Genomic DNA, 23,390 nt, shown 5'->3' with positions numbered 1-23,390 from the left:
CGGGGGGGGGCAACGCGCCCGCCCAAGGGCCCCTCGGTGCCGCCCGCCCGCAACGGCTGCATCCTGCATTACCGCGAGAACGACTCGGTGTTGAAAGACGGCGACCTGGTGCTGATCGACGCGGGCTGCGAGATCGACTGCTACGCCAGCGACATTACCCGCACCTTCCCGGTCAGCGGCGTGTTCTCCGCCGAACAGAGGGCGCTCTACGAAATCGTCCTGGCGGCGAACGTCGAGGCCTTCAGATTCATCGGTCCCGGCCGCCACTGGAACGAAGCCCACGAGGCCACCGTGCGGGTGATCACCGCCGGCCTGCTCGAGCTCGGCCTGCTCAAGGGCACGCTCGACGAACTGATCGCCAGCGAAGCCTACAAGCCCTTCTACATGCACCGTGCCGGCCACTGGCTAGGCATGGACGTGCACGACGTCGGCGACTACAAGGTCGGCGGCGAATGGCGCGTGCTCGAACCGGGCATGTCGATGACCGTCGAGCCGGGCATCTACATCGCGCCCGACAACACCAGCGTGGCGAAGAAGTGGCGCGGTATCGGCATTCGCATCGAGGACGACGTCGTGGTGACCCGCACCGGCTGCGAAATCCTCACCGGCGGAGTGCCGAAAGGCATCGACGAAATCGAGGCGCTGATGGCCCAGGCCCGGCGCGAGGTGGCATGAGCATGCAACGGACCCAGATTGCGATCATCGGTGGCGGCCTGGTCGGCGCCAGTCTTGCCCTGAGCCTGCAGGCCGGCGCCCGGCAGCGTGGCTGGAAAATCGAGATGATCGAGCCGTTCGCGCCCGGCGACAGCTACCAGCCCAGCTACGACGCGCGCTCCTCGGCGATTTCCTACGGCACGCGGCTGATCTACCAGCGCCTGGGCGTGTGGGAGAGCATCGCGCGGCGCGCCGAGCCGATCCTCGACATCCATGTCTCCGAGCGCGGTCGCTTCGGCGCCACCCGTCTATCCGCCAGCGCCGAGCGCGTGCCGGCGCTGGGCTACGTGGTGGAGAACGCCTGGCTCGGCCAGTGCCTGTGGGAAGCGCTGGACAGCGACGTGATCAACTGGCGCTGCCCGGCGGTGGTCGAGCGGATGCAGGCGCGCGAGGACGGCTACCGACTGATCCTGGACGACGAGACGACACTCGATTGCGACCTCGCGATCCTCGCCGACGGCGGCCGTTCGGGTCTGCGCGAGCGGCTCGGCATCCAGGTCGACAAGACGCCGTACGGGCAGACCGCGCTCATCGCCAACGTCACCCCGAGCGAGGCGCATCGCGGGCTGGCCTTCGAGCGCTTCGTCGCCGACGGGCCGATGGCGCTGCTGCCGCTGGCCGACAACCGCTGCGCGCTGGTCTGGACGCGGCCGACCGAGGAGGCCACACGCCTCGCGGCGCTGGACGACCAGGCCTTCCTCGGCGAGCTGCAGCGGACCTTCGGTTACCGCCTCGGCGCGTTTCGCCAGGTCGGCGCGAGGCACCTCTACCCGCTGGTGCTGATCGAAGCGCAGGAGCAGGTGCGCTCGCACCTGGTGGTGCTGGGTAACGCCGCCCACGGCATGCACCCGATCGCCGGCCAGGGCTACAACCTGTCGCTGCGCGACACGGTGGAGCTGGCGGATACCCTGCTGCGCAGCGAGGCGCCGCTGGGCGACCTGGCGACCCTGCAGGTCTACCTGGCGCGCCAGCGCCTCGACCAGGAGATGACCATCGGCTTCTCCGACCGCGTCACCCGGCTGTTCACCGCGGCCGATCCGGCGCTTTCCAGCGTGCGTCATCTGGGGCTGCTCGGTCTCGACCTGTTGCCGCCAGCCAAGCGCTGGTTCGCCCGCCAGGCCATGGGACTGGGTACGCGCGTTAGCTGATTCCGCCGCGTTCGCCGGGGCTCGGGCGCTGCGGCATAAGCGCGCGAAGATTCCCCCGAAACGGGCGCGCCGGGGCGTGAACTGGTAAAAACGCAGCTTCTTCGGCGGCGCTTCGGCGCCGGTTCCGTAACGCCCAACGGGCGAAACCCCAGGTTCGGCCGCTTCGCCAGGCGAGGCGGCCTTAAGGAATACGATGCAGATGCAAGCGGATGTGATCATCGTGGGTGCCGGCATGGTCGGCAGTGCGCTGGCCCTGGCACTGAAGGACAGCGGTCTGAAAATCCTCCTCCTCGATGGCGGTCCGTTAAGCCTCGAGCCCTTCGACAGTAGCGCCGCGTTCGAGCCACGGGTCAGCGCGCTGTCCGTCGCCAGCCAGCGCATTCTCGAGCGCCTGGGCGCCTGGGAGGGCATCGTCGCCCGTCGCGCCAGCGTCTATGAAGACATGCAGGTGTGGGACGGCAGCGGCACCGGCAACATCCATTTCTCCGCCGCCAGCGTGCATGCCGAATCGCTCGGCCATATCGTCGAGAACCGCGTGGTGCAGGAGGCGCTGCTCGAACGTCTGCTGGGAACCCGCGTCGACCTGCTGCCCAACGCGCGCGTCGACCAGATCAAGCGCAACGACCACGGCTGGCTGCTGACCCTCACCGAAGGCCGCGAGCTGAGCGCGCCGTTGCTGATCGCCGCCGACGGGGCCAACTCCACCGTGCGCCGCCTGGCCGGCTGCGCCACCCGTGAGTGGGATTACCTGCACCACGCGATCGTCACCAGCGTGCGCAGCGAGAAACCGCACCTGCGCACGGCGCGCCAGCGTTTCACCGATGACGGCCCGCTGGCGTTCCTGCCGCTGGACCGCGACGGCGACCAGCACTGGTGCTCGATCGTCTGGTCCTGCACGCCCGCCGAAGCCGGCCGCCTGATGGCGCTGGAGGACGGCGCGTTCTGTGCCGAACTGGGCAATGCGTTCGAGCATCGTCTGGGCGAGGTCCAGGCTGCGGACCCGCGGTTGTGCATTCCGCTGCGCCAGCGCCACGCCAAGCGTTATATCCAGCAGGGCCTGGCGCTGATCGGCGACGCCGCCCATGTGATCCACCCGCTCGCCGGGCAGGGCGTGAACCTGGGCTTCCTCGACGCCGCGGTGCTCGCCGAAGTGCTGCTGCATGCGCAGCAGCGCGGTGAAACGCTGGCCGACGAGCGCGTGCTGGGCCGCTTCGAGCGTCGGCGGATGCCGAACAACCTGGCGATGATGGCGGCGATGGAGAGCTTCGAGCGGCTGTTCCAGAGCAACCTGTTGCCGCTGCGCTGGCTGCGCAACACCGGCCTGCGTCTGGTCGACAAGCTGCCGGAAGCCAAATCGCTGTTCGTTCGCCAGGCGCTCGGACTGTCCGGCGATCTTCCCGAACTGGCCCGCCTCTGACGTTGTGCCGAGCGCTTCCCGGCGTCCGGCGATGCTCTTCCAACGCCTTCGCACTCGCCGCCAGAACCTGGCGGCGGTCTTTTCGCGCCACGATTTCCTTCGTATCCGCCCGCCCGTCGGACCGCCTCGAGGCCGGGCCGCGGCCCTGCGAGCGGACATCAACTGCGACAGAAACCCGGGATGACCGCCCCCCACCTTGCGGCTACAATGCGCGCCATTCGATGCGGCCGACCATCCCCGGCAGGCCTGTGTGGATCTGCGCAAGCCCCGTCAACCGCGGGTTTCAGCCAGGTCGCAAGGCCCGAACGCATCTCGCCGGACCCGGAAGGAGAAACCCATGGGTAAGCGTACGCCCCTCTACGACCAGCACCTGGCGCTCGGCGCCAAGATGGTCGACTTCGGCGGCTGGGACATGCCGCTGCACTACGGATCGCAGGTCGAAGAGCACCATCAGGTGCGCCGTGACTGCGGTGTCTTCGATGTCTCCCACATGACCGTCGTCGACCTGTCCGGCAGCGATGCCAAGGTCTTCCTGCAAATGCTCCTGGCGAACGATGTCGCGCGCCTGGCGAGCCCCGGCAAGGCCCTCTACAGCGCAATGCTCAACGAGCGTGGCGGGGTGGTCGACGATCTGATCGTCTACCTCACCGAGGACGGTTACCGCCTGGTGGTGAACGCCGCCACCCGCGAAAAGGACCTCGCCTGGATGCAGCGGTGCAGCGAGGGTTTCAACGTCGAGCTGCGCGAGCGCGCGGACCTCGGCATGCTGGCGGTGCAAGGCCCGCAGGCGCGAGCGCGTACCTGCGAGCAGGTCAATCACGTGCGCGCCGAATTGATTCGGGCGCTCAAGCCGTTCCAGGGCTTCGCCGATGGCGACTGGTTCATCGCCCGCACCGGCTACACCGGTGAGGACGGCCTGGAGATCATCCTGCCGCAGGATCAGGTCGCCGGGTTCTTCAGCGAACTGGTCGGCGCCGGCATCTCGCCGATCGGCCTCGGCGCGCGCGACACCTTGCGCCTGGAAGCCGGTATGAACCTCTACGGCCAGGACATGGACGACAGCACGTCGCCGCTGATCTCGAACATGGCCTGGACGCTCGCCTGGGAGCCCGCCGAGCGCCAGTTCATGGGCCGCGCCGCGCTCGAGGCACAGCGCGCCCAGGGCGCCCTGCCACGTCTGGTCGGGCTGGTGCTGGAAGAGCGCGGCGTGCTGCGTGCGCATCAGGTGGTACGCGTGGTCGGCGTCGGCGACGGCGAGATCACCAGCGGCAGCTATTCGCCGACGCTGGGTAAATCGATAGCGCTGGCACGCGTGCCGGCCGCCACCGGCGTGCGCGCCGAGGTGGAGATTCGTGGCAAGTGGTATCCGGTTCGGGTCGTCCAGCCCACCTTCGTCCGCCATGGCAAAGCACTGATCTGATCGCCCGGCCTTCCGCTCCGCAGGTTTTCCGCGAAAAGTCGCGCGGGGCTGCTAAATTACCGGCAGTTTTTTTCCAACTCTGGAGACCAAGAAAATGAGTGATATCCGTGCCGACCTGCGTTACGCCGCCAGCCACGAATGGGCCCGCCTGGAAGCCGACGGCACGGTCACCGTGGGCATTTCCGACCATGCCCAGGAAGCCCTCGGCGACGTGGTCTTCATCGAGCTGCCGGAAGTCGGCGCACAACTCGCCGCCGGCCAGGAAGCCGGCGTCGTCGAGTCGGTGAAGGCCGCCTCCGATATCTACGCCCCGGTGGGCGGTGAAGTCATCGCGGTGAATACCGGCCTGGCCGATGGCCCGGAAGGCGTCAACAGCGATCCTTACGGCAGCTGGTTCTTCAAGCTGAAGCCCGCCGACGTCAGCGAGCTGGACAAGCTGCTCGATGCCGACGGCTACCGCGCCGCCGCCGACGAAGCCTGAGTGCCGGCGAGCACCGACCGTGTCGGGTGCCCTCGGCTCATCGAAACCGGCGTCCGCGCCGGTTTCGCGTTTCTGCCTGGTGTCTCCTTCACCCCGCCGGGAACGCGCTCAGCGGCCCGCCGGTCGGCGCCGAGTGCGCTGCATCAATAAACGCCTAGGGGAGCATGGTGGCTTTTCTGTCATAATCGCGCCCCCTCAAGAGTGGTCCTGAACCTTCATGTTCGAACTTTTCAGCGGGCTCGATGCCTGGCTGGTGCTGAGCCTGGTGCTCGCTCTGGCATTCGTCCTCACCTTCGAATTCATCAACGGTTTCCATGACACTGCGAACGCGGTCGCCACGGTGATCTACACCAAGGCGATGCCTCCGCACCTCGCCGTATTCGCTTCGGGTGTGTTCAATTTCCTCGGCGTGCTGCTCGGCGGCGTGGGCGTGGCCTACGCGATCGTCCACCTGCTGCCGGTCGAGCTGCTGATCAACGTCAACACCGCCCACGGCCTGTCGATGGTGTTCTCGCTGCTCGCCGCCGCCATCGCCTGGAACCTTGGCACCTGGTACCTGGGGATTCCGGCGTCCAGTTCGCACACCCTGATCGGCTCGATCCTTGGCGTCGGCCTGGCCAACGCGCTGATCACCGGGATTCCGGTGGGTGACGGGATCAACTGGCAGAAGGCGATCGACATCGGCCTGTCTCTGATCCTTTCGCCGATGGTGGGTTTCGTCGTCGCCGGCCTGGTGCTGCTCGGCCTGAAGTGGTGGCGGCCGTTCTCGAAGATGCACAAGACCCCCGAACAGCGCCGCAACAAGAAGCACCCGCCGTTCTGGAATCGCCTGGTGCTGGTGCTGTCGGCGATGGCCATGAGCTTCGTCCACGGGTCCAACGACGGGCAGAAGGGCATCGGCCTGATCATGCTGGTGCTGATCGGCCTGGTGCCGGCCAAGTTCGTCCTCGATCTGAACGCCAGCACCTACGAGATCGAGCGTACCCGCGACGCGGCGACCCACCTGAGCATGTTCTACGAGCGCAACGCCGATTCGCTGGGCGATTTCCTCGCGCTGAAACGTCGCGACGTCGACCTGCCGCCGGAATATCGCTGCGATCCGAAGCTGACCGTGCCGACCATCGCCGCGCTGAAGGCCAACCTCGAGGGCATCGACGACTACCGCACCTTAAGCGAAGCCAAGCGCATCGAAGTGCGCCGCTATCTGCTGTGTCTGGACGACTCGGCGAAGCTGGTCGGCAAGCTGAACGTGCTCTCGGGACGCGACAAGTCGGACCTCGACAAGCTGCGCGGCGACCTCACCACCACCACCGAGTACTCGCCGTTCTGGGTGATCCTGGCGGTGGCGCTGGCGCTCGGCATGGGCACCATGATTGGCTGGAAACGGGTGGTCTTCACCGTGGGCGAGAAGATCGGCAAGCAGGGTATGACCTATGCGCAGGGCATGTCCGCGCAGATCACCGCCGCCTGCGCCATCGGCCTTGCCAACGTGTTCAGCCTGCCGGTATCGACCACCCACGTACTGTCGTCCGGCGTCGCCGGGACCATGGTGGCGAACAAGAGCGGACTGCAGGGCAACACCATCCGCAACATCCTGCTGGCCTGGGTGCTGACTTTGCCCATCTCGATGGCGCTGGCGGCACTGTTGTTCTGGACCGCCACCCGCGTGTTCGGCTGAAGCCGGATTGCTCGAAAAGGCCGCCCACGGGCGGCCTTTTTGTTACCCGCAGCATGGGCCACGGCGGATGACAGGCATGAAAAAGCCGCCCTGGGGCGGCTTCGTCGTCGCTGCCGGATCACTGCGCCGGCTGTTGCTCGGCGGTCAGGATCGCGGTGGCCAGGGCCATGTCGTCGGCCTGCAGGCCCGGATTGTTGCCGCGCACCTGCTGCAGGGCGGCTTCCAGGTAGGGGCCGCGGATCGCGCCGTTGCTGGCGACGAAGCTGCTGGCGTCGTCCTGGGCGGCGTAGACGATCTTGTCGTCCTTGAAGGTCGAGTACAGCGAGGCGGAAATACCGGCGGACGTGGCGTAGTCACGCATCCCTGCGGCCATGGCGGCTGTGGTAGGCAGGCAAAGCGCCAGCGAAGCGATCAGAAGTTTATTGCGCATGATAGGACTCCTTTTGTACGGCCCGTCGAGGGGGACCTACCCATCAGAAAGCGACGTACGGCAAACAGTTCCGTTCGCTATGCCGGCTCTCAGGCCGCTTCGACCCTGAGCAGCACGCCATCCTGGCCAACCACGCGCACTTCGCTGCCCTGCGGCAGGTCCGGGCCGGTCACCAGCCAGAGGCTGTCGCCGGCCTTGATCTTGCCGCGTCCGTCGACGATCGCTTCGTGCAGGGCGAAGCGCCGGCCGAGGAATTCCTGGCCGCGCTGGTTCAGGCCCGGCTGCTCCGACGGCGACTTGCCGCTGCGCTGGCGCCGCCACCAGTACACCGCCGTCAGGATCGACAGCACGCCGAACAGCACGAACTGCAACGCCCAGGGCAGCGCCGGGAAAACGAAGCCGGCCAGCGCCACGCCGGCCGCGGCCACGCCGATCCAGAGCAGATAACCGCCGGCGCCGAACACCTCGAGGATCAGCAGCAGCGTGCCGAAGGCCAGCCATTGCCAGGGCGAGAGGTGTTGCAGGTACTCGATCATGGCCGCTTGTCTTCGGGTGCGTTGCCGAAAGTGGCCTTGACGATCTCGCCGATGCCGCCGACCGCGCCGATCACCTGGCTGGCTTCCAGCGGCATCAGGATCACCTTGCTGTTATTGGCGCCGGCCAGCTTGCCGAGGGCGTCGATGTACTTCTGCGCGACGAAGTAGTTCACCGCCTGCACGTTGCCGCTGGCGATGGCCTCGGAGACCACGCGGGTCGCCTCCGCCTCGGCGGCCGCCGCGCGTTCGCGCGCCTCGGCCTCGAGGAAGGCCGCGGCACGCTCGCCCTCGGCGCGGAGAATTTCCGCCTGCTTGTGCCCTTCGGCGGTGAGGATCGCCGCCGAGCGCGAACCCTCGGCTTCGAGAATCTGCGCGCGCTTGACCCGTTCGGCCTTCATCTGCCCGGACATGGCGGCCATCAGGTCGGCCGGCGGGCTGATGTCCTTGATCTCGATGCGGGTGATCTTGATGCCCCAGGGCGCAGTCGCCTCATCAACGGTCTTGAGCAGCTTCTCGTTGATGGCGTCGCGCTGGCTGAGCATGGCGTCCAGTTCCATCGAGCCGAGCACGGTGCGGATGTTGGTCTGCAGCAGGTTGCGGATCGCATGCACCAGGTTGTTCACCTCGTAGGCGGCCTGGGCGGTGTTGATCACCTGGTAGAAGCACACGGCGTCGATCTGCACAGTGGCGTTGTCGGCGGTGATGACTTCCTGCGGGGGGATGTCCAGCACGCTTTCCATGACGTTGATCTTGTGGCCGATGCGGTCCATCACCGGGACGATGATGTTCAAACCGGGCTTGAGCGTGGTGGTGTAGCGACCGAAGCGCTCCACCGTCCACTGGTAGCCCTGCGGCACGACCTTGAAGCCCATGAAGACGATGGCCACGGCGAGGCCGACGAAGAGAAAGATGACGCTGGCGACTTCCATTGCGGTTCCTTTGCGAATGAAGAGGAAGCGCCAGTCTAACCCGGATCGCTGGTCGGCTCCGGTTCCCGGCCGAGCAAGCTGTTGCCGCACGTTGCGCTCACTTCTGCTCGCTCTGCGGCGTTACCCGGAGGATTTCCTCGATGGTGCTGAGGCCGGCGGCGACCTTTTGCGCGCCGGACAGGCGCAGGCTGCGCATGCCGTCCTTGAAGGCCTGGCGGCGGAAGGCGACGAGGTCGATGTCGGCGGTGATCAGGGGCTTGATCGAGTCGTTGAGCAGCATGATCTCGTAGACCCCGGCGCGCCCCCGGTAGCCCGTGTCGCGGCATTCGTTGCAGCCCACCGCGCGGTGCGCTCCGGTTGGCAGCGGCGCGCTCCAGGGTTTGGTCAGGCTGTGCCAGTCGGCTTCGTCGAGTTCCACTGGCGCCTTGCAGTGCGGGCACAGGGTGCGCACCAGACGCTGCGCCATGACGCCCAGCAGCGTCGCCTTGAGCAGGTAGTGCGGTACGCCGAGTTCGAGCAGGCGGGTGATCGCGCTGGGCGCGTCGTTGGTGTGCAGGGTGGAGAGCACCAGGTGGCCGGTGAGCGCCGCCTGGATGGCCATTTCGGCGGTCTCCAGGTCGCGGATCTCGCCGACCATGATGATGTCGGGGTCCTGGCGCATCAGCGCGCGCACGCCGCTGGCGAAGGTCAGCTCGATGTTGTGCTGCACCTGCATCTGGTTGAACGCCGGCTCGATCATCTCGATCGGGTCCTCGATGGTGCAGACGTTCACTTCCTCGGTGGCCAGCTGCTTGAGCGTGGTGTACAGCGTGGTGGTCTTGCCCGAACCGGTCGGTCCTGTGACCAGGATGATGCCGTTCGGCTGGCCGGTCATGGATTGCCAGCGGCGCAGGTCGTCGGCGGAGAAGCCCAGCGCGTCGAAGCTCTTGAGCAGCACCTCGGGGTCGAAGATACGCATCACCATCTTCTCGCCGAATGCCGTCGGCAGCGTCGAAAGACGCAGTTCGACCTCACCGCCGTCGGGCGTCTTGGTCTTGATCCGGCCGTCCTGCGGCTTGCGCTTCTCGGCGACGTTCATCCGCCCGAGGTTCTTTAGCCGGCTGATGATGGCGATCGTCACCTGCGCGGGGAACTGGTAGACGTTGTGCAGCACGCCGTCGATGCGGAAACGCACCGTGCCCATCTCGCGGCGCGGTTCAATGTGGATGTCGCTGGCGCGCTGCTGGTAGGCATACTGGAACAGCCAGTCGACGATGTTGACGATGTGCGCGTCGTTGGCGTCCGGTTCCTGGTCCTGCGCGCCGAGGCTAAGCAACTGCTCGAAGTTGCCCAGGTTGCTTATCTTCTGGTCGATCGAGTTGGCGCCGCTGACCGAGCGCGCCAGGCGGTAGAACTCGGTGGTAAAGCGCTGGATCTCCGCCGGGTTGGCCACCACACGCTTGATCGGGCGCTTGAGCACGTGGGTCAGGTTGGCTTCCCAACTGACCACGAACGGCTGCGCGCTGGCGATGGTGACCGCCTCGGCGTCCACCGCGACGGCGAGGATCTTGTGCCTCTGGGCGAAGGCGAAGGACATCAGCGGGGTCAGCGAGGCGACGTCGATCTTCAGCGGGTCGATGCGCAGGTACGGCTGCCCGGCGTGGTCGGCGAGCCAGCGCGTGAGGGTTTCCAGGTCGAGCTTGCGCGGCGGGTTGGCCTTGTCCTCGACCTGCTGTGCGGCGAGGAACTCCAGCGGGTGCTGCTGGTTGTTCAGCGAGCTGCGGCGGATCGCCAGGCACTGCTCGGCGGCGTTCTGGTCGATGCGGCCCTGGGCGACCAGGTCGCGGAGCAGATCGGCCAGATCGAGCGTGCGGTCGGCGGCGGAGGAGGTGAGGGCGGACATGCGGAGTCCCCTTGAGCGGCTGGGGGACTAGGATGCCCTAATCCCGGTGATCGCAGAACCTGCGCCTGGCGGCTAGCCGGGCAGTTGATCGGCCTCGCGACGCGGCAGCGCCGGTGGCGGCGTCAGGCCCATGGAGACGTAGATGCTGGTCAGCGTATCGACGCCCATGTTGGCCGGGCGAATCCATTCCTGGGGCACGTAGAGCAGGCCGCCGCCGACCGGGATCGGCGCGGTCGGCACCAGGATCGCCACGTGCGGGCGGCCTTCCAGGTCGACCGTCACGCCGCTGGGCATCAGTGCCAGCACCGCCGCGCCGTCGCCCCCGAAGAAGCACCAGACCGGGCTCATGCTGGTGATGTCGGCGTCCTTGTCGCGGTCGAGCAGGCCGACGAAGCGGTCCGCGAGGTTGTAGAAATTGCCGATCAGCGGCACCCGTCGCAGGGTCACCCGGAACAGCCAGGCCAGCGGCCGGCGAAAGCCCAGCTGCACGGCCAGGCCGAGCGGGTAGAGGCTGGCGAGGATCACCAGGGTGCCGACCAAGTAGGCCAGGTAGGAATTGCTGGCGAACGGCTGGCCGAGCGCGGCGAGCACGCGGCCGATCAGCGTTGACGGACCGACGATGCCGTTGAGCAGGTTGACGATCCAGGCCAGCAGGGCAAACGTCAGCACCAGGGGCAGCAACGCGATCAGCCCGGTCAGCCAGGTGGCGACGAGGGATTGGAAGCTTCGTTTGAACACGCGGGGCTCCGGTGGATGAACAGGTCGCCGGAGCTTGCCAGATTATCCCCGGAGGAACTATCGGCAGGCTCTGCGGCGCGGGCGGTGTGGGTGTGGTGGGCTGAAGCCCACCCTACGCGTTCGCAGATGCCCGATGGTCGAGTGAGGGCGCGGCTTAGACCTGCCCCACGAATTCGCGGGCTTCAGCGGTTGAGCGTCTTCCAGGCGCGCAGGGTGCCGACGGTGCGGGCCTGCTGCTCGCGTTCGTCGAGCACGCCGTCCTCGTCGCGCGGGCGGTTCGCCAGGTCGACCAGCTTGCTCAACTCGCCGAACAGCCGGTCGGTCTCCGCCAGCTCCAGCACGCCGCGGCCCAGGCGCAGCCAGACCAGCAGGCGCTCCAGGCGCGGCAGTTGCTCGGCGAGGTCCTCGGGCTGCAGTTCGTAGCGCGCCAGCGGCAGTGCCTTGGCCTCGTCGCCGAGCTGGCGTGGCAGCCATTTGCCCAGCGGCGCGGCGCCCTGGCGCGTCCCACGCTCGTTGCGACCGGCGGTCCACTGGCGGCCCAGCAGCCAGTTCGAGGCGTTCAGCGAGAACACGCCCCAGCGCGTGCCGGCCAGCTCTTCGGCGAACGACCCTGGCGCCGCCTGGCGCACGCTTTCGTCGTCGTGCCCGGCGAGCAGGCGTGGGCGCCAGTCGGCCAGCAGCGCGTCGAGGCTTTCGCGCAGCGCGTGGCTGCTCGAACGCGGCGCGGCCTGGCCGAGGCTGCTGAGCAGGGCGCGCAGGTCGACCAGTTGGCGCAGCCAGTCCTCCAGCAGCTTCCAGTGGCCGTTGAAGCGATATTGCTCGGCGAGGCGCTGGCTGCTGCCGAGCAACTGCCAGGCGAGCGCGGCGAAGGCATCGTCCAGCGGCATCAGGCCATTGAGCTCCACGGCCGGCAGGCTGACGGCGTAGCTGTCCGGGTCGAACAGGCGATAACCGCGCTCGGCCTTGCTGATGTCGCAGGGCATCAGCGGCAGGCTCGCGGCCAGCTCGGCGGCCAGCTCCAGCAGCGCCTCGGGTTCGCCCTGGCGCAGTTCCAGCTCCAGCTCGCAGATTTCCTCCTGCTTGCCGTCGGCGAGCACCTGGCCGAGGTCCAGCGCCGCCTCGACGACTACCTTGGCCTTGCCGCGACCCCAGGCGATCTCCGCGCGTTCGCGGACGAAATCGGTGGTGAACAGCGGTTTCAGGGTCTTCTTGTCCAGGTCGGCCAGGCTTTGCGGCCAGCAGTCGTCGCCGAGCAGCTTGATATCCAGCCTGGCTTTGGGCAGGTTCCATTCCCACTCGTTGCGTTCGGACAACCCGGCGACGCTGCGGCCGCGGCTCTTCAGGGTCTGGATTAACAGGTCGCCGTCGCGACGCACGCGCAGGGCGACCCTGGCCTGAGCCAAATCGCGATTCGGCGTGTCGTAATACTGGTTGAGCAGTTCACTGCGCTCCCAGCCGGACTTGTTGCGCTTCTTCAGTAGCGGGTGCTCGCGCAGTGCGGCGAGGGTTTCGCGGCTGGCGCGCAATTTGATTTCGGTTTCTTTGTGCATGGCCGTGGCGTTCGACGCAGCGCGGGACGGCTGCCGGAAGCGGAAAGTCTACAGGACGCGTCCGCCGCACGCTTTCACGATGCAGAACCCTGGAGTATTCATGTCGCCTCCCAACCTGAAAGAACGCTTCGCCGCGCTGATCGCCGCGCCGTCGGTGAGCTGCACCCAGGCGCACTGGGACCAGACCAATCGCCCGGTGATCGAACTGCTGTCCAACTGGCTGGGCGACCTCGGTTTCGTCTGCGAGACCCAGGAAGTCAGCCCCGGCAAATTCAACCTGCTGGCCAGCTACGGCAGCGGTCCCGGCGGCCTGGTGCTGGCCGGGCACAGCGATACCGTGCCGTTCGACGCGCCGCTGTGGAGCGGCGACCCGCTGCAACTGCGCGAGGCCGACGACCGCTGGTACGGCCTCGGCGTGTGCGACATGAAGGGCTTCTTCGCGTTGATCATCGAAGCGGTGCTGCCGCTGCTGCAGCAGCCGTTCCGCCAGCCGTTGCTGATCCTCGCCACCTGCGACGAGGAAAGCTCGATGTCCGGCGCCCGCGCGCTGGCCCAGGCCGGACGGCCGCTGGGACGCGCCGCGGTGATCGGCGAGCCGACCGGACTGCGACCGATCCGCCTGCACAAGGGCGTGATGATGGAGCGCATCGACATCCTCGGGCAAAGCGGCCACTCCTCCGACCCGAGCTTCGGCCACAGCGCGCTGGAGGCGATGCAGGCGGCGATGCACGAGTTGTTGCTGCTGCGCGGCGAATGGCAGCGCGAATACCAGAACCCGCTGTTCAACGTGCCGCAACCGACCCTCAACCTCGGCTGCATCCACGGCGGCGACAACCCGAATCGCATCTGCGGGCAATGCTCGCTGGAGTTCGACCTGCGCCCGCTGCCGGGGATGGACCCGCAGCAGCTGCGCACGGCGATCCGCGACAAGCTGCAGCCACTGGCCGAGGCCCGCCAGGTGCAGATCGACTTCGCTCCGCTGTTTCCCGAAGTGCCGCCGTTCGAGCAGGCCGCCGACGCCGAGCTGGTGCGCCTTGCCGAGCGGCTCACCGGGCACGCCGCCGAGGCGGTGGCATTCGGCACCGAAGCGCCTTATCTTCAGCAGCTTGGCTGCGAGACCCTGGTACTCGGTCCCGGCGATATCGCCTGCGCGCACCAGCCGGACGAGTACCTGCAGCTGTCTCGCCTGGAACCCTGCGTGAACCTGCTGCGCGAGCTGATCGCCCATTACTGCCTGAACCCCGCCCGCTGAGGCCGACAACGGAGTACCCCGTGCTACGACGATGAGTCCCTCCCCCGAGGACCGAGACGCCACCACTCAGGGCCTCTCCGCGACCCCGCGCCCGACCGGTGCGGGGAGTTATCCGATCGACAGCGGTTCTTTCATGCACGACTACGTCAACTGGCTACGCCACGCTTCGCCCTACATCAACTCCCACCGGGAGCGCACCTTCGTGGTGATGCTGCCCGGCGAGGGCGTTGCCCATCCCAATTTCGGCAACATCGTCCACGACCTTGTGCTGCTGCACAGCCTTGGCGTGCGCCTGGTGCTGGTCCACGGTTCGCGCCCGCAGATCGAGGCGCGGCTGTCGGCGCGGGGGTTGACCCCGCACTTCCACCGCGACCTGCGGATCACCGATGCGCAGACGCTGGAGTGCGTGATCGACGCCGTCGGCCACCTGCGCGTGGCCATCGAGGCGCGCCTGTCGATGGACCTGGCCGCCTCGCCGATGCAGGGCGCGCGGCTGCGCGTATCCAGCGGCAACTACGTCACCGCGCGGCCGATCGGCGTGCTCGATGGCGTCGACTACCACCACACCGGGGAGGTCCGCCGCATCGACCGCAAGGGCATCGGCCGCCAGCTCGACGAGCGCAACATCGTGCTGCTCTCGCCGCTGGGCTATTCGCCGACCGGCGAGATCTTTAACCTCGCCTGCGAGGACGTGGCGATGCGCGCGGCCATCGACCTGGCCGCCGACAAGCTGATCCTGTTCGGCGCCGAGCACGGCCTGCTCGACGAGAGCGGCAAGCTCATCCGCGAGCTGCGCCCGCAGCAGGTTCCGGCGCATCTGCAGCGCCTGGGCAGCAACTACCAGGCCGAACTGCTCGACGCCGCCGCGCACGCCTGCCGCGCCGGGGTGAAGCGCAGCCACATCGTCAGCTACGCGGAGGATGGCGCGCTGCTCACCGAGCTGTTCACCCGCGACGGCGGCGGCACGCTGGTCGACCAGGAGCAGTTCGAGCAATTGCGCGAGGCGAGCATCAAGGATGTCGGCGGGCTGATCGACCTGATCACGCCGCTGGAGGAGCAGGGGATTCTGGTGCGCCGCTCGCGCGAAGTGCTGGAGCGCGAGATCGAGCAGTTCAGCTTGGTCGAGCGCGACGGCCTGATCATCGCCTGCGCGGCGCTCTACCCGATCGCCGATTCCGATGCCGGCGAACTGGCGTGCCTGGCGGTGAACCCGGATTACCGCCACGGCGGGCGCGGCGACGAACTGCTCGAACGCATCGAGGAGCGCGCCCGGGCGGCCGGGCTGAAGACCCTGTTCGTGCTCACCACGCGCACCGCGCACTGGTTCCGCGAGCGCGGCTTCGAGCCCAGCGGCGTCGAGCGCCTGCCGGCGGCGCGCGCCTCGCTGTACAACTTCCAGCGCAACTCGAAGATCTTCGAGAAGACGCTGTAGGTCAAGCAGCGGTGCGCGCAGCGCACCCTACGCCAGCGAGCCGGCATGCGTCGCGGGGGAACGCCGTGCGCACCAGTCGGCGCGTCCGGATCACTCCGCACGGGATCGGCAAGGCACCGCCCGGTGGGTTACGGCGCGTCACGGTCGGCGCGGGACCAAACTTCCGGGAATGCGCCTAACCCACCCTACGGCTAAAGTCGGACGTCTTGCGTAAGGTGGGCTTCAGCCCACCATCGCGAGCGCCCGTTGGGGACAGCATGCGTTCAGCCGCGCCAGACCTGCAGCAGGTCCTGCGATTCCATCACCAGCCCCAGGTGCAGCGAGACCATCGAGAAGGCCGCGGACTCCAGGTGTTCGTCGGTGCCGCGCACCAGGTCGCGCAGGACGATCACCCGGTAGTTGAGGTTGTTCGCCTCGAAGGCGCTGTTGAGCACGCAGCAGTCGGCGAAGCCGCCGTTGAACACCAGGGTGTCGATGCGCTGGTTGCGCAGCAGGAAGTCCAGGTCGGTGGGATAGAAGGCCGACAGCCGGCGCTTGTTCGAGACCATCAGATCGCCCGGTTCGACGCGGGTCACCCATTCGGTCCAGATCGAGCCCTCCAGCGCGTGTTCGGCGTGGTTGGGAATCTCCCCGACGTGCAGCGGGAAGGTCCGCCGCCAGGCTGCCGGAATCCCGTTCATGTCGTCCGAACCGTCGGCGCGCAGCACCGAGCGGATGTGCACCACGCGCACGCCCAGGGCGCGGGCCTGATCGTGGAAGGCGTCCACCGGCGCTACCAGCTCGCGTGCGCGTGGCGCCGGGCAGGGGCATTCCGGCGAGTCGTCGAGGTGCCCGCGGTGCAGGTCGATGGAGATGACCGCGGTGCGGCCGGGGTCGAGGTAATCGGCGAATTGCGCCGCGTCCAGCTCGCGCGGTTGTTCATAGACGAAGGTGCGCATGCGGGCTCCTGGGAGTGGGTAATGGGTAGTTTGCGGAAGAGTGCGGTCTGCGCCCTGGTGGATGTGAAAAGCGACATCCACCCTACGAAAAGCCGATCGGTGCAGCGGCTATGATCGGCGCGTCATCCGCAACTCAACGCTTTCGTAGGGTGGATCGCGCTTCATCGATCCACCGTGCGGTGCTGCGCCCGGCCGGCGAAGAGAATGCGTGCCCCGGTCCAGTCGTTCAGCGCCGTTCCTCGCGCACATAGGGTTCGCCCAGTGCACCGGGCTGGGCGTTGTTCTGGCGGCCGCCGAGGGCGACCCAGATCATCACGGCGAGGGTCACCGCATAGGGCGTCATCAGCACGAAATACTGCGGCAGGCGCACGCCGGCGGCGGCCAGTTGCGGGATCAGCGCCTCGATGCAGCCGAACAGCACCGCGCCGGCCAGCGCCTTCCACGGCGACCAGCGGGCGAAGATCACCAGCGCCACGGCGATCCAGCCGCGCCCGCCGCTCATGTCGGCGATCCACATCTTGGTGCTGAGCACGGCGATGTAGGCGCCGGCCAGACCGACCAGCGCCGAGCCGGCCATCACCGCGGCGAAGCGGTAGGCGAGCACCGGGATGCCGGCGGCGTCGGCCGCCTGCGGGTTCTCGCCCACCGCGCGCAGGCGCAGGCCGGAGGTGCTGCGGTTGAGGTACCAGACCACGCCGAGGAAGATCGGCACGGTCAGGTAGACCATCAGGTTCTGGTGGAACAGCTTGCCCACCAGCGGCAGCTCGGACAGCGGCCAGAGGGCCAGTGCGGGCAGCCCCCGGATTGGCTGGTTGGTCCATTCCAGCAGCGTGCCGAGCAGGCTGGTGAGACCCTGGCAGAAGAACACCAGGGTCAGCCCGGCGATCACCTGGTTGACCCGCAGGACGATCACCATCACCGCGAAGAGGATCGACACCAGCGCGGCGGCGGCCATTCCGGCGAGCAGCGACAAGCCGGCCACGCCGAAGGCCAGCTGCGTGCCGATGCTGGCCAGCGCCCCGGCCAGCAGCAGGCCCTCGGCGCCGAGCGAGAGCACGCCGGCGCGCTCGGTGAGGATCAGGCCCAGCGCGGCGAGGGCGTAGGGCACGGCGAAATCGGGCACGTTGCCGAGCCAACTGGCGAGCAGGTCCATCAGCTTTCCCTCCCGGCGATGCGGCGGATGCGGTGGCGAATGAAGAAGTCCGAGGAGGCGACGCAGATGACGATCAGCGCCTGGATCAACTGAACCATGGAAAACGGGATCTGGTAGAACACCTGCAGGTTGCGTCCGGCGACGAACAGGGTCGCCACCAGCAGCGCGACGATGGTCGCTGCCAGCGGGTTGTTGCGCGCGAGGAAGGCGATGAGTATCCCGGAGAAGCCGTAGCCCTGGTAGAACGCCTGGGTCAGGCGGCCCTCCTGGCCAGCGGCGACGACGAAACCGGCGATCCCGGCGAGGCCGCCGGAGAGCAGCACGGTGCCGACGATCACCTTGCGCACCGGGACGCCGACCGCGTCGGCGACGCGCGGGTTGGCGTCGACGAAGCGCAGGTACAGCCCGGCGCGGCAGACGCCGACGAACCACCAGGCGAACAGCGCCACCAGCACCGCCAGCGGGATCGCCATGCTGTAGCCGTCGAACATCTCCGGCAGGCGCTCGAAGGCGCGGTACTGCGGCGAATAGGGGAAGGAATCCTTGGGGTCCTTCCAGGCGCCGTAGACCAGGTGCAGGAGGAAGTTGGCGGCGATGTAGTTGAGCATCAGGGTGGAGATGATTTCGTTGACCTTGAGGTTCAGCTTGAGCAGCACCGGCGCCAATGCCCAGGCCAGCCCGGCGAGGGTGGCGGCGACGAACATCAGCGCCAGGCGGGTGGATTCGGGACCGACCTCGAACAGCGAGATGGCCGTGGCGGCGATCCCGCCCCAGATCATCTGGCCCTCCAGGCCGAGGTTCCAGAAGCGCGCGCGGAACGCCAGGCAGCCGGCGATGCCGACCATGACGATGGGCGCGGCCTGGAACAGCACCGCGCGCAGGCTCTGCGCATCGAACAGGGTGAGGATGACGAACTCGTCGAGCAGCTCGCCGCCGGGGACGCCGGCGGCGATCAGGATCGCCGCGGAGATGCCCAGGCCGACGATCAGCGACACGGCGAGGATCAGCGCCTGCCAGTGCCAGGCCATCTGCTGGCGGATTTCCAGGGCGTAGCGGCGGCTGGTCAGCGGCTGGCGCTTCGGCGCGGACGTCGGTTGGGTTGCGTTGGAAAGCTCAGACATGGTCCACCATGGCTTTGCCGATCGCCTGGCGATCGGCGGGTCGTTCGAATTCGGCGACGATCTTGCCGGCGCTCATCACGCCGATGCGGTCGGCCAGGGCCAGCACTTCGTCGAGGTCCTCGCTGATCAGCAGCACCGCGGCACCGCTGTCGCGTGCAGCCAGCAGGCGCTGGTGCACGGCGGCGCCGGCGCGCACATCGAGGCCGCGGCTCGGGCTGTGGGCGAGGACGATGCGCGGCTCGCGGGAGAATTCCCGGGCGATCACCAGCTTCTGCGCGTTGCCGCCGGAGAGCAGCGCGGCCTTCTGCCGGACGTTGCGCACGCCCTGCACGTCGAAGCGTTCCACGGCGGCCTGCGTCTCTTCCCGCGCGCGGCCTTCGCGCAGCAGCCAGAACGGTCCGTAGCGGCCGCTGTGGACCTGGCCGATGGCGAAGTTCTCGGCGATCGACAGGCCGCCGGCCAGCGCCAGGCCGTAACGGTCGGCGGGGATCGCGGCGATGCGCAGGTCGCGGCGCTGGTCCATGTCGGCGGTGCGCAGGTCGCCGAAGCCTTCCAGGGCGATCTCGCCCTCGCTGGGTTCGGGCAGCCCCATCAGCACGTTGGCCAGCTCGCTCTGGCCGTTGCCGCCGACCCCGGCGATGCCGTAGATCTCGCCGCCGCGCAGGCTCAGGTCGATGCCGTCGAGGACGCGCCGGCCGCCGACCTCCGGGGATTTCAGCCCGCGCACGGTCAGCAGCGCCGGGCCGGGTTCGCTGCGCGCATGCTCCGGAGCCGGCAGCGACTCGCCAACGGTGAGCTTGACCAGGTCGGCGATGGAGACCTGCTGCGGATCGAGGGTTTCCACCGTGCGGCCGCCGCGCATCACCGTCACGCGGTCGGCGAAGCGTTTCACGTCGGCCATCCGGTGGGTCACCAGGATCACCGCCGCGCCTTGCCGGGCAAGGCCCTGCACGGTGGACAGCAGGCGTTCGCCTTCCTGGTCGGTGAGCACCGCGGTGGGTTCGTCGAGGATCAGGATCTTCGCCCCGGCGAGCAGCACCTTGAGGATCTCCACGCGCTGCTGCTCGGCGATGGACAGGTCCGCCACGGTCTTCTTCGGGTCGATGGAGAAGCCGATCTGCTCGGCCTTCTCGGCGATCAGCCGTTCGGTCTCGCGCAGGCGCTTGCGGTGGCTGCCTTCGCTCCGGGGCAGGCCGAGCAGGATGTTCTCGGCCACGGAGAACGGCTTCACCAGCTTGAAGTGCTGATGGACCATGCCGATGCGCTCGCGCGCGGCATCCGCCGGGCCCTTGAGCTGGACCTTGTTGTCGTCGATCAGCAGCTCGCCGGTTTCCGGCGCGTAGAGCCCGGCGGCGATGTTCATCAACGAGGATTTGCCGGCACCGTTCTCGCCGAGCAGGGCGTGGACCTCACCCCATTTGACGGTGAAGCTGGCGTCGGAAAGGGCCTTGAAGCCGTCGAAGGACTTGCTGACGCCGGTGAGTTGCAGGGCGTTGGGCATTTGGATTCTCGGGACAGAGCGGGAGCCTTGCGGCCGCCCGTGGAGGAAACCTCTGGAGCGGCTTTGCCAATGGCTTCGCGCACGAAGCCATTGGCAAAGGGACCGCGGCGCGGTCCCCGTTGGCGAGGGTTACTTCTGGGTGATCACGCCGGGTACGTACCAGTCCATCTTCCACAGGTCGGCGTCGGACAGGTCGCTGCCGGCCGGCACGCGTTCCTTGCCTTCGCGGTCGACCAGAGGCCCTGCGTAGATGTGCTTGCCGTCGATGATCGCCTGGCGTTCGGCCATGATCTTGGCCTTGGCTTCCTCGCTCAGGCCGACCTTGCCGAAGGCGATGTCGCCGCCGCCCTCGGGGATGGTCATGAAGGCACCGTAGGGCGCCGGCTTCCAGTTGCCGGCGGTGATTTTCTTCAGCTCCGGGACGAGGAACTTGTCCCAGGTCCAGATCGCCGAGCAGATGGTCGCATCCGGGGCGAACTGGCTGAGGTCGCGGTGGTGGCCGGTGCCGTACACGCCGCGCTCCTGGGCGACGATCTGCGGGGTCGGGGTGTCGACGTGCTGGCCGATGACATCGGCGCCCTGGTCGATCAGCGCCATGGCGGCGGCGCGTTCCTTCACCGGGTCGTTCCACGCGCCGGTGTAGATCACCGTGGTGGTGGCGTTCGGGTTCATCTGCTTGGCGCCCATCTCGTAGGCGTTGACGGTCCAGTTGACCACGCCGAACGGGTTGGCCGCGACGAAGCCCAGCTTGCCGGTCTTCGACGCCGCGCCGGCCGCCATGCCGCACAGGTAGTGGGTTTCGTAGGTGCGGCCGTAGAAGGATTCGAGGTTATGCCCGTTGGTGGTGCCGGAACCGTTGAGGAAGGCCACCTTGGGGTATTTCTCGGCGAGTTCCTTGAAGGTGTCGGAGTAGCCGAAGGCGGTGCCGATGACGATGTTGGCGCCGCGCGAGATGAAGCGCTCGGCCGCCGGCTTGATCGCCGAGGCGCTCTCCGGGACTTTTTCGACGAACTGGATCTTCTGCCCCAGCTCCTTCTCGATCTTCACCCGTGCCTCGTCGAAGGCCTGGGTCCAGCCGCCATCGTTCTTCGCATCGAAGTAGATCATCGCGATCTTCGGCGGGCCTTCCAGGGTGAAGCCGTCATCGGCCATCGCAACGCCGGCCACGCTGACCAGCACGGCGCTGTAGAGGCTTCTCTGAATCCATTTGTGCATTGCGTCGTCTCCGGGAGTGAAGGTGGTGTGCATTCCTCCCCTCTCCCGTTTACGGGAGAGGGGCTGGGGGAGAGGGGAAAACCGCCCTCTCCCTAACCCTCTCCCATGAATGGGAGAGGGGACGAAATGTGCGCTGTCGAGCGTTTGCGCGGCCCTACAGCATGAAATTGATCCGGAACACGTTGCCTTCGGGGTCGAGCAGCACCGCCTGGTACCAGTTGTAATAGGTGGTGTAGGGCGCCTTGATCAGCGTCGCGCCGGCCTCCAGGGCCAGCGGTACCCGGAGGTCGACGTCCGCCTGGCTGTCGACGTCGATGTTCAGCAGGAACTTGATGCCGCGGGTCTCGGCCTGGTCGGCGAGGCCGAGCAGTTCGTAGGCGTCCGGCGCGTTGAAGCCCAGGCACGACTTGCCGGTGTCGAGCCCGCGGAAGATCGGCGAGCGGATCGCCTCGATCTCGGCGAAGCCGAACACCTTCTGGTAGAAGCCGCTGAGGGCGACCACGTCCCGGGCGAAGACGTTAACGTAGGAGAGCGTGGCCATGGCTTACGCAACCTCGCTCTTGGTGCCGCCGAAGGTGGTCTGCTTGACGAACTTCGAGCGCAGGTGATCGCCGGAGCTGATCGGTGCGTGCTTCGCCGTCTCGCCGTCGGCGAGGCAGCTCGGCAGGCATTCGACGAGGGCGTCGTAGTTGGGCTGGTGGAAGAACACCAGCGACTGGCGCCGCGCGTTGCTCGGCTGCTCCAGCTCGGGAACGATCACCCGGTGCACGGTGGAGATCCAGCGGTCGTTGGTCCACTGCATCATCAGGTCGCCGATGTTCACCGCGAAGCCGTCCGGCTCGAAGGGCACGTCGACCCATTCGCCGGCCTTGTTGCGCACCTGCAGGCCGCCGGCGTCCGGCAGCACGATGGTCATGCTGCCGTAGTCGCTGTGCGGGCTGGCGCGGAACTGGCCGTCCTCGGGCGGCTGCGTCAGGCGCGGGTAGCTGAGCACGCGGAACATGCTGATGTGGCGGTCGACCTTGTCGTCGAAGTAGTGCTCGGGCAACTCCAGGGCGAGGGCGAACAGCCGCATCATGTGCAGCGCCAGTTCGCTCATCGCGGCGAAGTATTCTTCATAGGCTTCGCGAAAGCCCGGCAGGGTGCCCGGCCAGACGTTCGGCGCGAAGTGCGGGCCGGCGTCCGCGCCGTTGTAGTAGGGCTCGTCGGGCACGTTGCTCGGGCCGACCGAGAAGGATTCCTTGAGGTCGCCCGGCGCCGCCTCGCCGGTGCTGTAGGAGAGACTCTCCTCGGCCACCGCGGAGAAGCCGCGCACCTGGTCCGGACGCGGGCGGTCGACCTTGCGTTTTTCCGCCAGCGGCAGGTCGAAGAAGGCGTGGCTCAGGCGCGATACGCGCTCGATGAGTTCGCGGGGAATCCGGTGTTTCTTGATGATCAGGAAGCCGATATCCCGGCAGGCCTGATCCACCGCCCTGGCAACTTTCTGTTTCCCTTCCGGAGTGCCTTCGAAATAGGGTTCGAGGTCGATGATGGGCACATACAACAGCGTCATTTCTACTCTCCGGTCGTGGGAAAGTTGATCGAGGGCAGCTGAAGCTACGTGAACTTAAAAGTGCACGACTAAGGCTATTCGAGTTGCTTTTATAATCATTTTGCCGCCTCTTTGAATAGCAACCGGTATGCCAATTTTGACCAAATGGACAAAAACGCATATCTGTTTGATTTATTTGGTTTTAAAGGCGAGGTTGGCGGCGTTTTGCCGCGCCGTGGTCGGGGTGGCGGTGCACCGCATTGGGACCGCCGCGCACCAAAGTATTGCCTGCCCTGTTTTGTGCGGGGTGATCGCTCGGCGCAT

At 67.3% G+C, this 23,390-nt stretch carries 21 protein-coding genes; 8 read left to right on the top strand and 13 right to left on the bottom strand.

The genetic code is table 11. The annotated features are described in order from the left end of the window. The 6 genes from QMX85_RS17185 to QMX85_RS17160 all read left to right on the top strand — a co-directional run. The coding region (locus QMX85_RS17185) for a M24 family metallopeptidase (protein ID WP_282342856.1) at window positions 1-675 on the top strand (675 nt) is incomplete at its 5' end. Between the two features lie 2 nt (window positions 676-677). After that, window positions 678-1,862 carry a 2-octaprenyl-6-methoxyphenyl hydroxylase gene (ubiH, locus tag QMX85_RS17180; RefSeq protein WP_282342855.1) on the top strand — a complete coding sequence of 395 codons (1,185 nt, stop codon included), beginning with the start codon at window positions 678-680 and terminating at the stop codon, window positions 1,860-1,862. A gap of 193 nt (window positions 1,863-2,055) precedes the next feature. Further along, entirely contained in the window at window positions 2,056-3,279 is a 1,224-nt protein-coding gene (locus QMX85_RS17175) for a 2-octaprenyl-3-methyl-6-methoxy-1,4-benzoquinol hydroxylase (protein WP_282342853.1), read from the top strand. Between the two features lie 337 nt (window positions 3,280-3,616). Then, window positions 3,617-4,699 carry a glycine cleavage system aminomethyltransferase GcvT gene (gene gcvT / locus QMX85_RS17170; protein WP_282342851.1) on the top strand — a complete coding sequence of 361 codons (1,083 nt, stop codon included), beginning with the start codon at window positions 3,617-3,619 and terminating at the stop codon, window positions 4,697-4,699. Window positions 4,700-4,793: 94 nt separating this feature from the next. Then, on the top strand, window positions 4,794-5,180 hold the full coding sequence (gcvH, locus tag QMX85_RS17165; RefSeq protein ID WP_282342850.1) for a glycine cleavage system protein GcvH: 387 nt from the start codon (window positions 4,794-4,796) through the stop codon (window positions 5,178-5,180). A gap of 217 nt (window positions 5,181-5,397) precedes the next feature. Beyond that, window positions 5,398-6,858, top strand: a complete 1,461-nt coding sequence (locus tag QMX85_RS17160) for an inorganic phosphate transporter (protein ID WP_282342848.1) — start codon at window positions 5,398-5,400, stop codon at window positions 6,856-6,858. Window positions 6,859-6,976: 118 nt separating this feature from the next. On the opposite strand, the gene QMX85_RS17155 is transcribed toward QMX85_RS17160, so the two are convergent. From QMX85_RS17155 to QMX85_RS17130, 6 genes are all read right to left on the bottom strand, one after another. Then, complete coding sequence (locus tag QMX85_RS17155) at window positions 6,977-7,288, bottom strand: DUF2388 domain-containing protein (protein ID WP_282342846.1); 312 nt, start codon at window positions 7,286-7,288, stop codon at window positions 6,977-6,979. Between the two features lie 89 nt (window positions 7,289-7,377). Next, on the bottom strand, window positions 7,378-7,824 hold the full coding sequence (locus QMX85_RS17150) for an NfeD family protein (RefSeq protein ID WP_282342844.1): 447 nt from the start codon (window positions 7,822-7,824) through the stop codon (window positions 7,378-7,380). Beyond that, window positions 7,821-8,753 (bottom strand): SPFH domain-containing protein, encoded by a 933-nt coding sequence (locus QMX85_RS17145; protein WP_282342843.1) that lies wholly within the window; start codon window positions 8,751-8,753, stop codon window positions 7,821-7,823. The genes QMX85_RS17150 and QMX85_RS17145 overlap by 4 nt, the downstream gene beginning before the upstream one ends. A 97-nt stretch (window positions 8,754-8,850) precedes the next feature. Beyond that, window positions 8,851-10,635: a GspE/PulE family protein gene (locus tag QMX85_RS17140; RefSeq protein ID WP_282342842.1), complete on the bottom strand. Its 1,785-nt coding sequence runs from the start codon at window positions 10,633-10,635 to the stop codon at window positions 8,851-8,853. 72 nt (window positions 10,636-10,707) lie between these two features. Then, on the bottom strand, window positions 10,708-11,373 hold the full coding sequence (locus QMX85_RS17135; RefSeq protein WP_090224078.1) for a DUF502 domain-containing protein: 666 nt from the start codon (window positions 11,371-11,373) through the stop codon (window positions 10,708-10,710). Between the two features lie 182 nt (window positions 11,374-11,555). Further along, window positions 11,556-12,923 (bottom strand): CYTH domain-containing protein, encoded by a 1,368-nt coding sequence (locus QMX85_RS17130; RefSeq protein WP_282342840.1) that lies wholly within the window; start codon window positions 12,921-12,923, stop codon window positions 11,556-11,558. A 100-nt stretch (window positions 12,924-13,023) separates the two neighbouring features. Between QMX85_RS17130 and argE the strand changes: the two genes are divergently transcribed. Both argE and argA read left to right on the top strand, forming a co-directional pair. Then, entirely contained in the window at window positions 13,024-14,175 is a 1,152-nt protein-coding gene (argE, locus tag QMX85_RS17125; RefSeq protein WP_282342838.1) for an acetylornithine deacetylase, read from the top strand. A 133-nt stretch (window positions 14,176-14,308) separates the two neighbouring features. Then, on the top strand, window positions 14,309-15,607 hold the full coding sequence (gene argA / locus QMX85_RS17120; RefSeq protein ID WP_090224073.1) for an amino-acid N-acetyltransferase: 1,299 nt from the start codon (window positions 14,309-14,311) through the stop codon (window positions 15,605-15,607). A 263-nt stretch (window positions 15,608-15,870) separates the two neighbouring features. Here the strand turns inward: argA and QMX85_RS17115 are convergent, their stop codons facing one another. The 7 genes from QMX85_RS17115 to QMX85_RS17085 all read right to left on the bottom strand — a co-directional run bounded on the left by QMX85_RS17115 (window position 15,871) and on the right by QMX85_RS17085 (window position 23,087). After that, window positions 15,871-16,545, bottom strand: a complete 675-nt coding sequence (locus QMX85_RS17115; RefSeq protein WP_282342836.1) for an isochorismatase family cysteine hydrolase — start codon at window positions 16,543-16,545, stop codon at window positions 15,871-15,873. 226 nt (window positions 16,546-16,771) lie between these two features. Then, window positions 16,772-17,698 (bottom strand): ABC transporter permease, encoded by a 927-nt coding sequence (locus QMX85_RS17110; protein ID WP_282342835.1) that lies wholly within the window; start codon window positions 17,696-17,698, stop codon window positions 16,772-16,774. After that, window positions 17,698-18,819, bottom strand: a complete 1,122-nt coding sequence (locus QMX85_RS17105) for an ABC transporter permease (protein WP_282342834.1) — start codon at window positions 18,817-18,819, stop codon at window positions 17,698-17,700. The genes QMX85_RS17110 and QMX85_RS17105 overlap by 1 nt, the downstream gene beginning before the upstream one ends. Then, window positions 18,812-20,326, bottom strand: a complete 1,515-nt coding sequence (locus QMX85_RS17100) for an ABC transporter ATP-binding protein (protein WP_282342860.1) — start codon at window positions 20,324-20,326, stop codon at window positions 18,812-18,814. Before QMX85_RS17100 ends, QMX85_RS17105 begins: the two co-directional genes overlap by 8 nt. Before the next feature lie 123 nt (window positions 20,327-20,449). Beyond that, window positions 20,450-21,535 carry a BMP family ABC transporter substrate-binding protein gene (locus QMX85_RS17095; protein WP_282342832.1) on the bottom strand — a complete coding sequence of 362 codons (1,086 nt, stop codon included), beginning with the start codon at window positions 21,533-21,535 and terminating at the stop codon, window positions 20,450-20,452. Between the two features lie 154 nt (window positions 21,536-21,689). Next, window positions 21,690-22,076 (bottom strand): VOC family protein, encoded by a 387-nt coding sequence (locus tag QMX85_RS17090; RefSeq protein WP_090224065.1) that lies wholly within the window; start codon window positions 22,074-22,076, stop codon window positions 21,690-21,692. Between the two features lie 3 nt (window positions 22,077-22,079). Further along, window positions 22,080-23,087, bottom strand: coding sequence for a 2-oxoglutarate and iron-dependent oxygenase domain-containing protein (locus QMX85_RS17085; protein WP_282342831.1), 1,008 nt, complete (start codon window positions 23,085-23,087; stop codon window positions 22,080-22,082). Window positions 23,088-23,390: the final 303 nt, after the last annotated feature.

Source organism: Pseudomonas sp. PS02288 (genome assembly GCF_029959715.1).
Classification (GTDB): Bacteria; Pseudomonadota; Gammaproteobacteria; order Pseudomonadales; family Pseudomonadaceae; genus Pseudomonas_O; species Pseudomonas_O kuykendallii.
The sequence above is the reverse complement of the archived record's forward strand: the minus strand, read 5'-3'. Positions and strand labels throughout refer to the sequence as shown.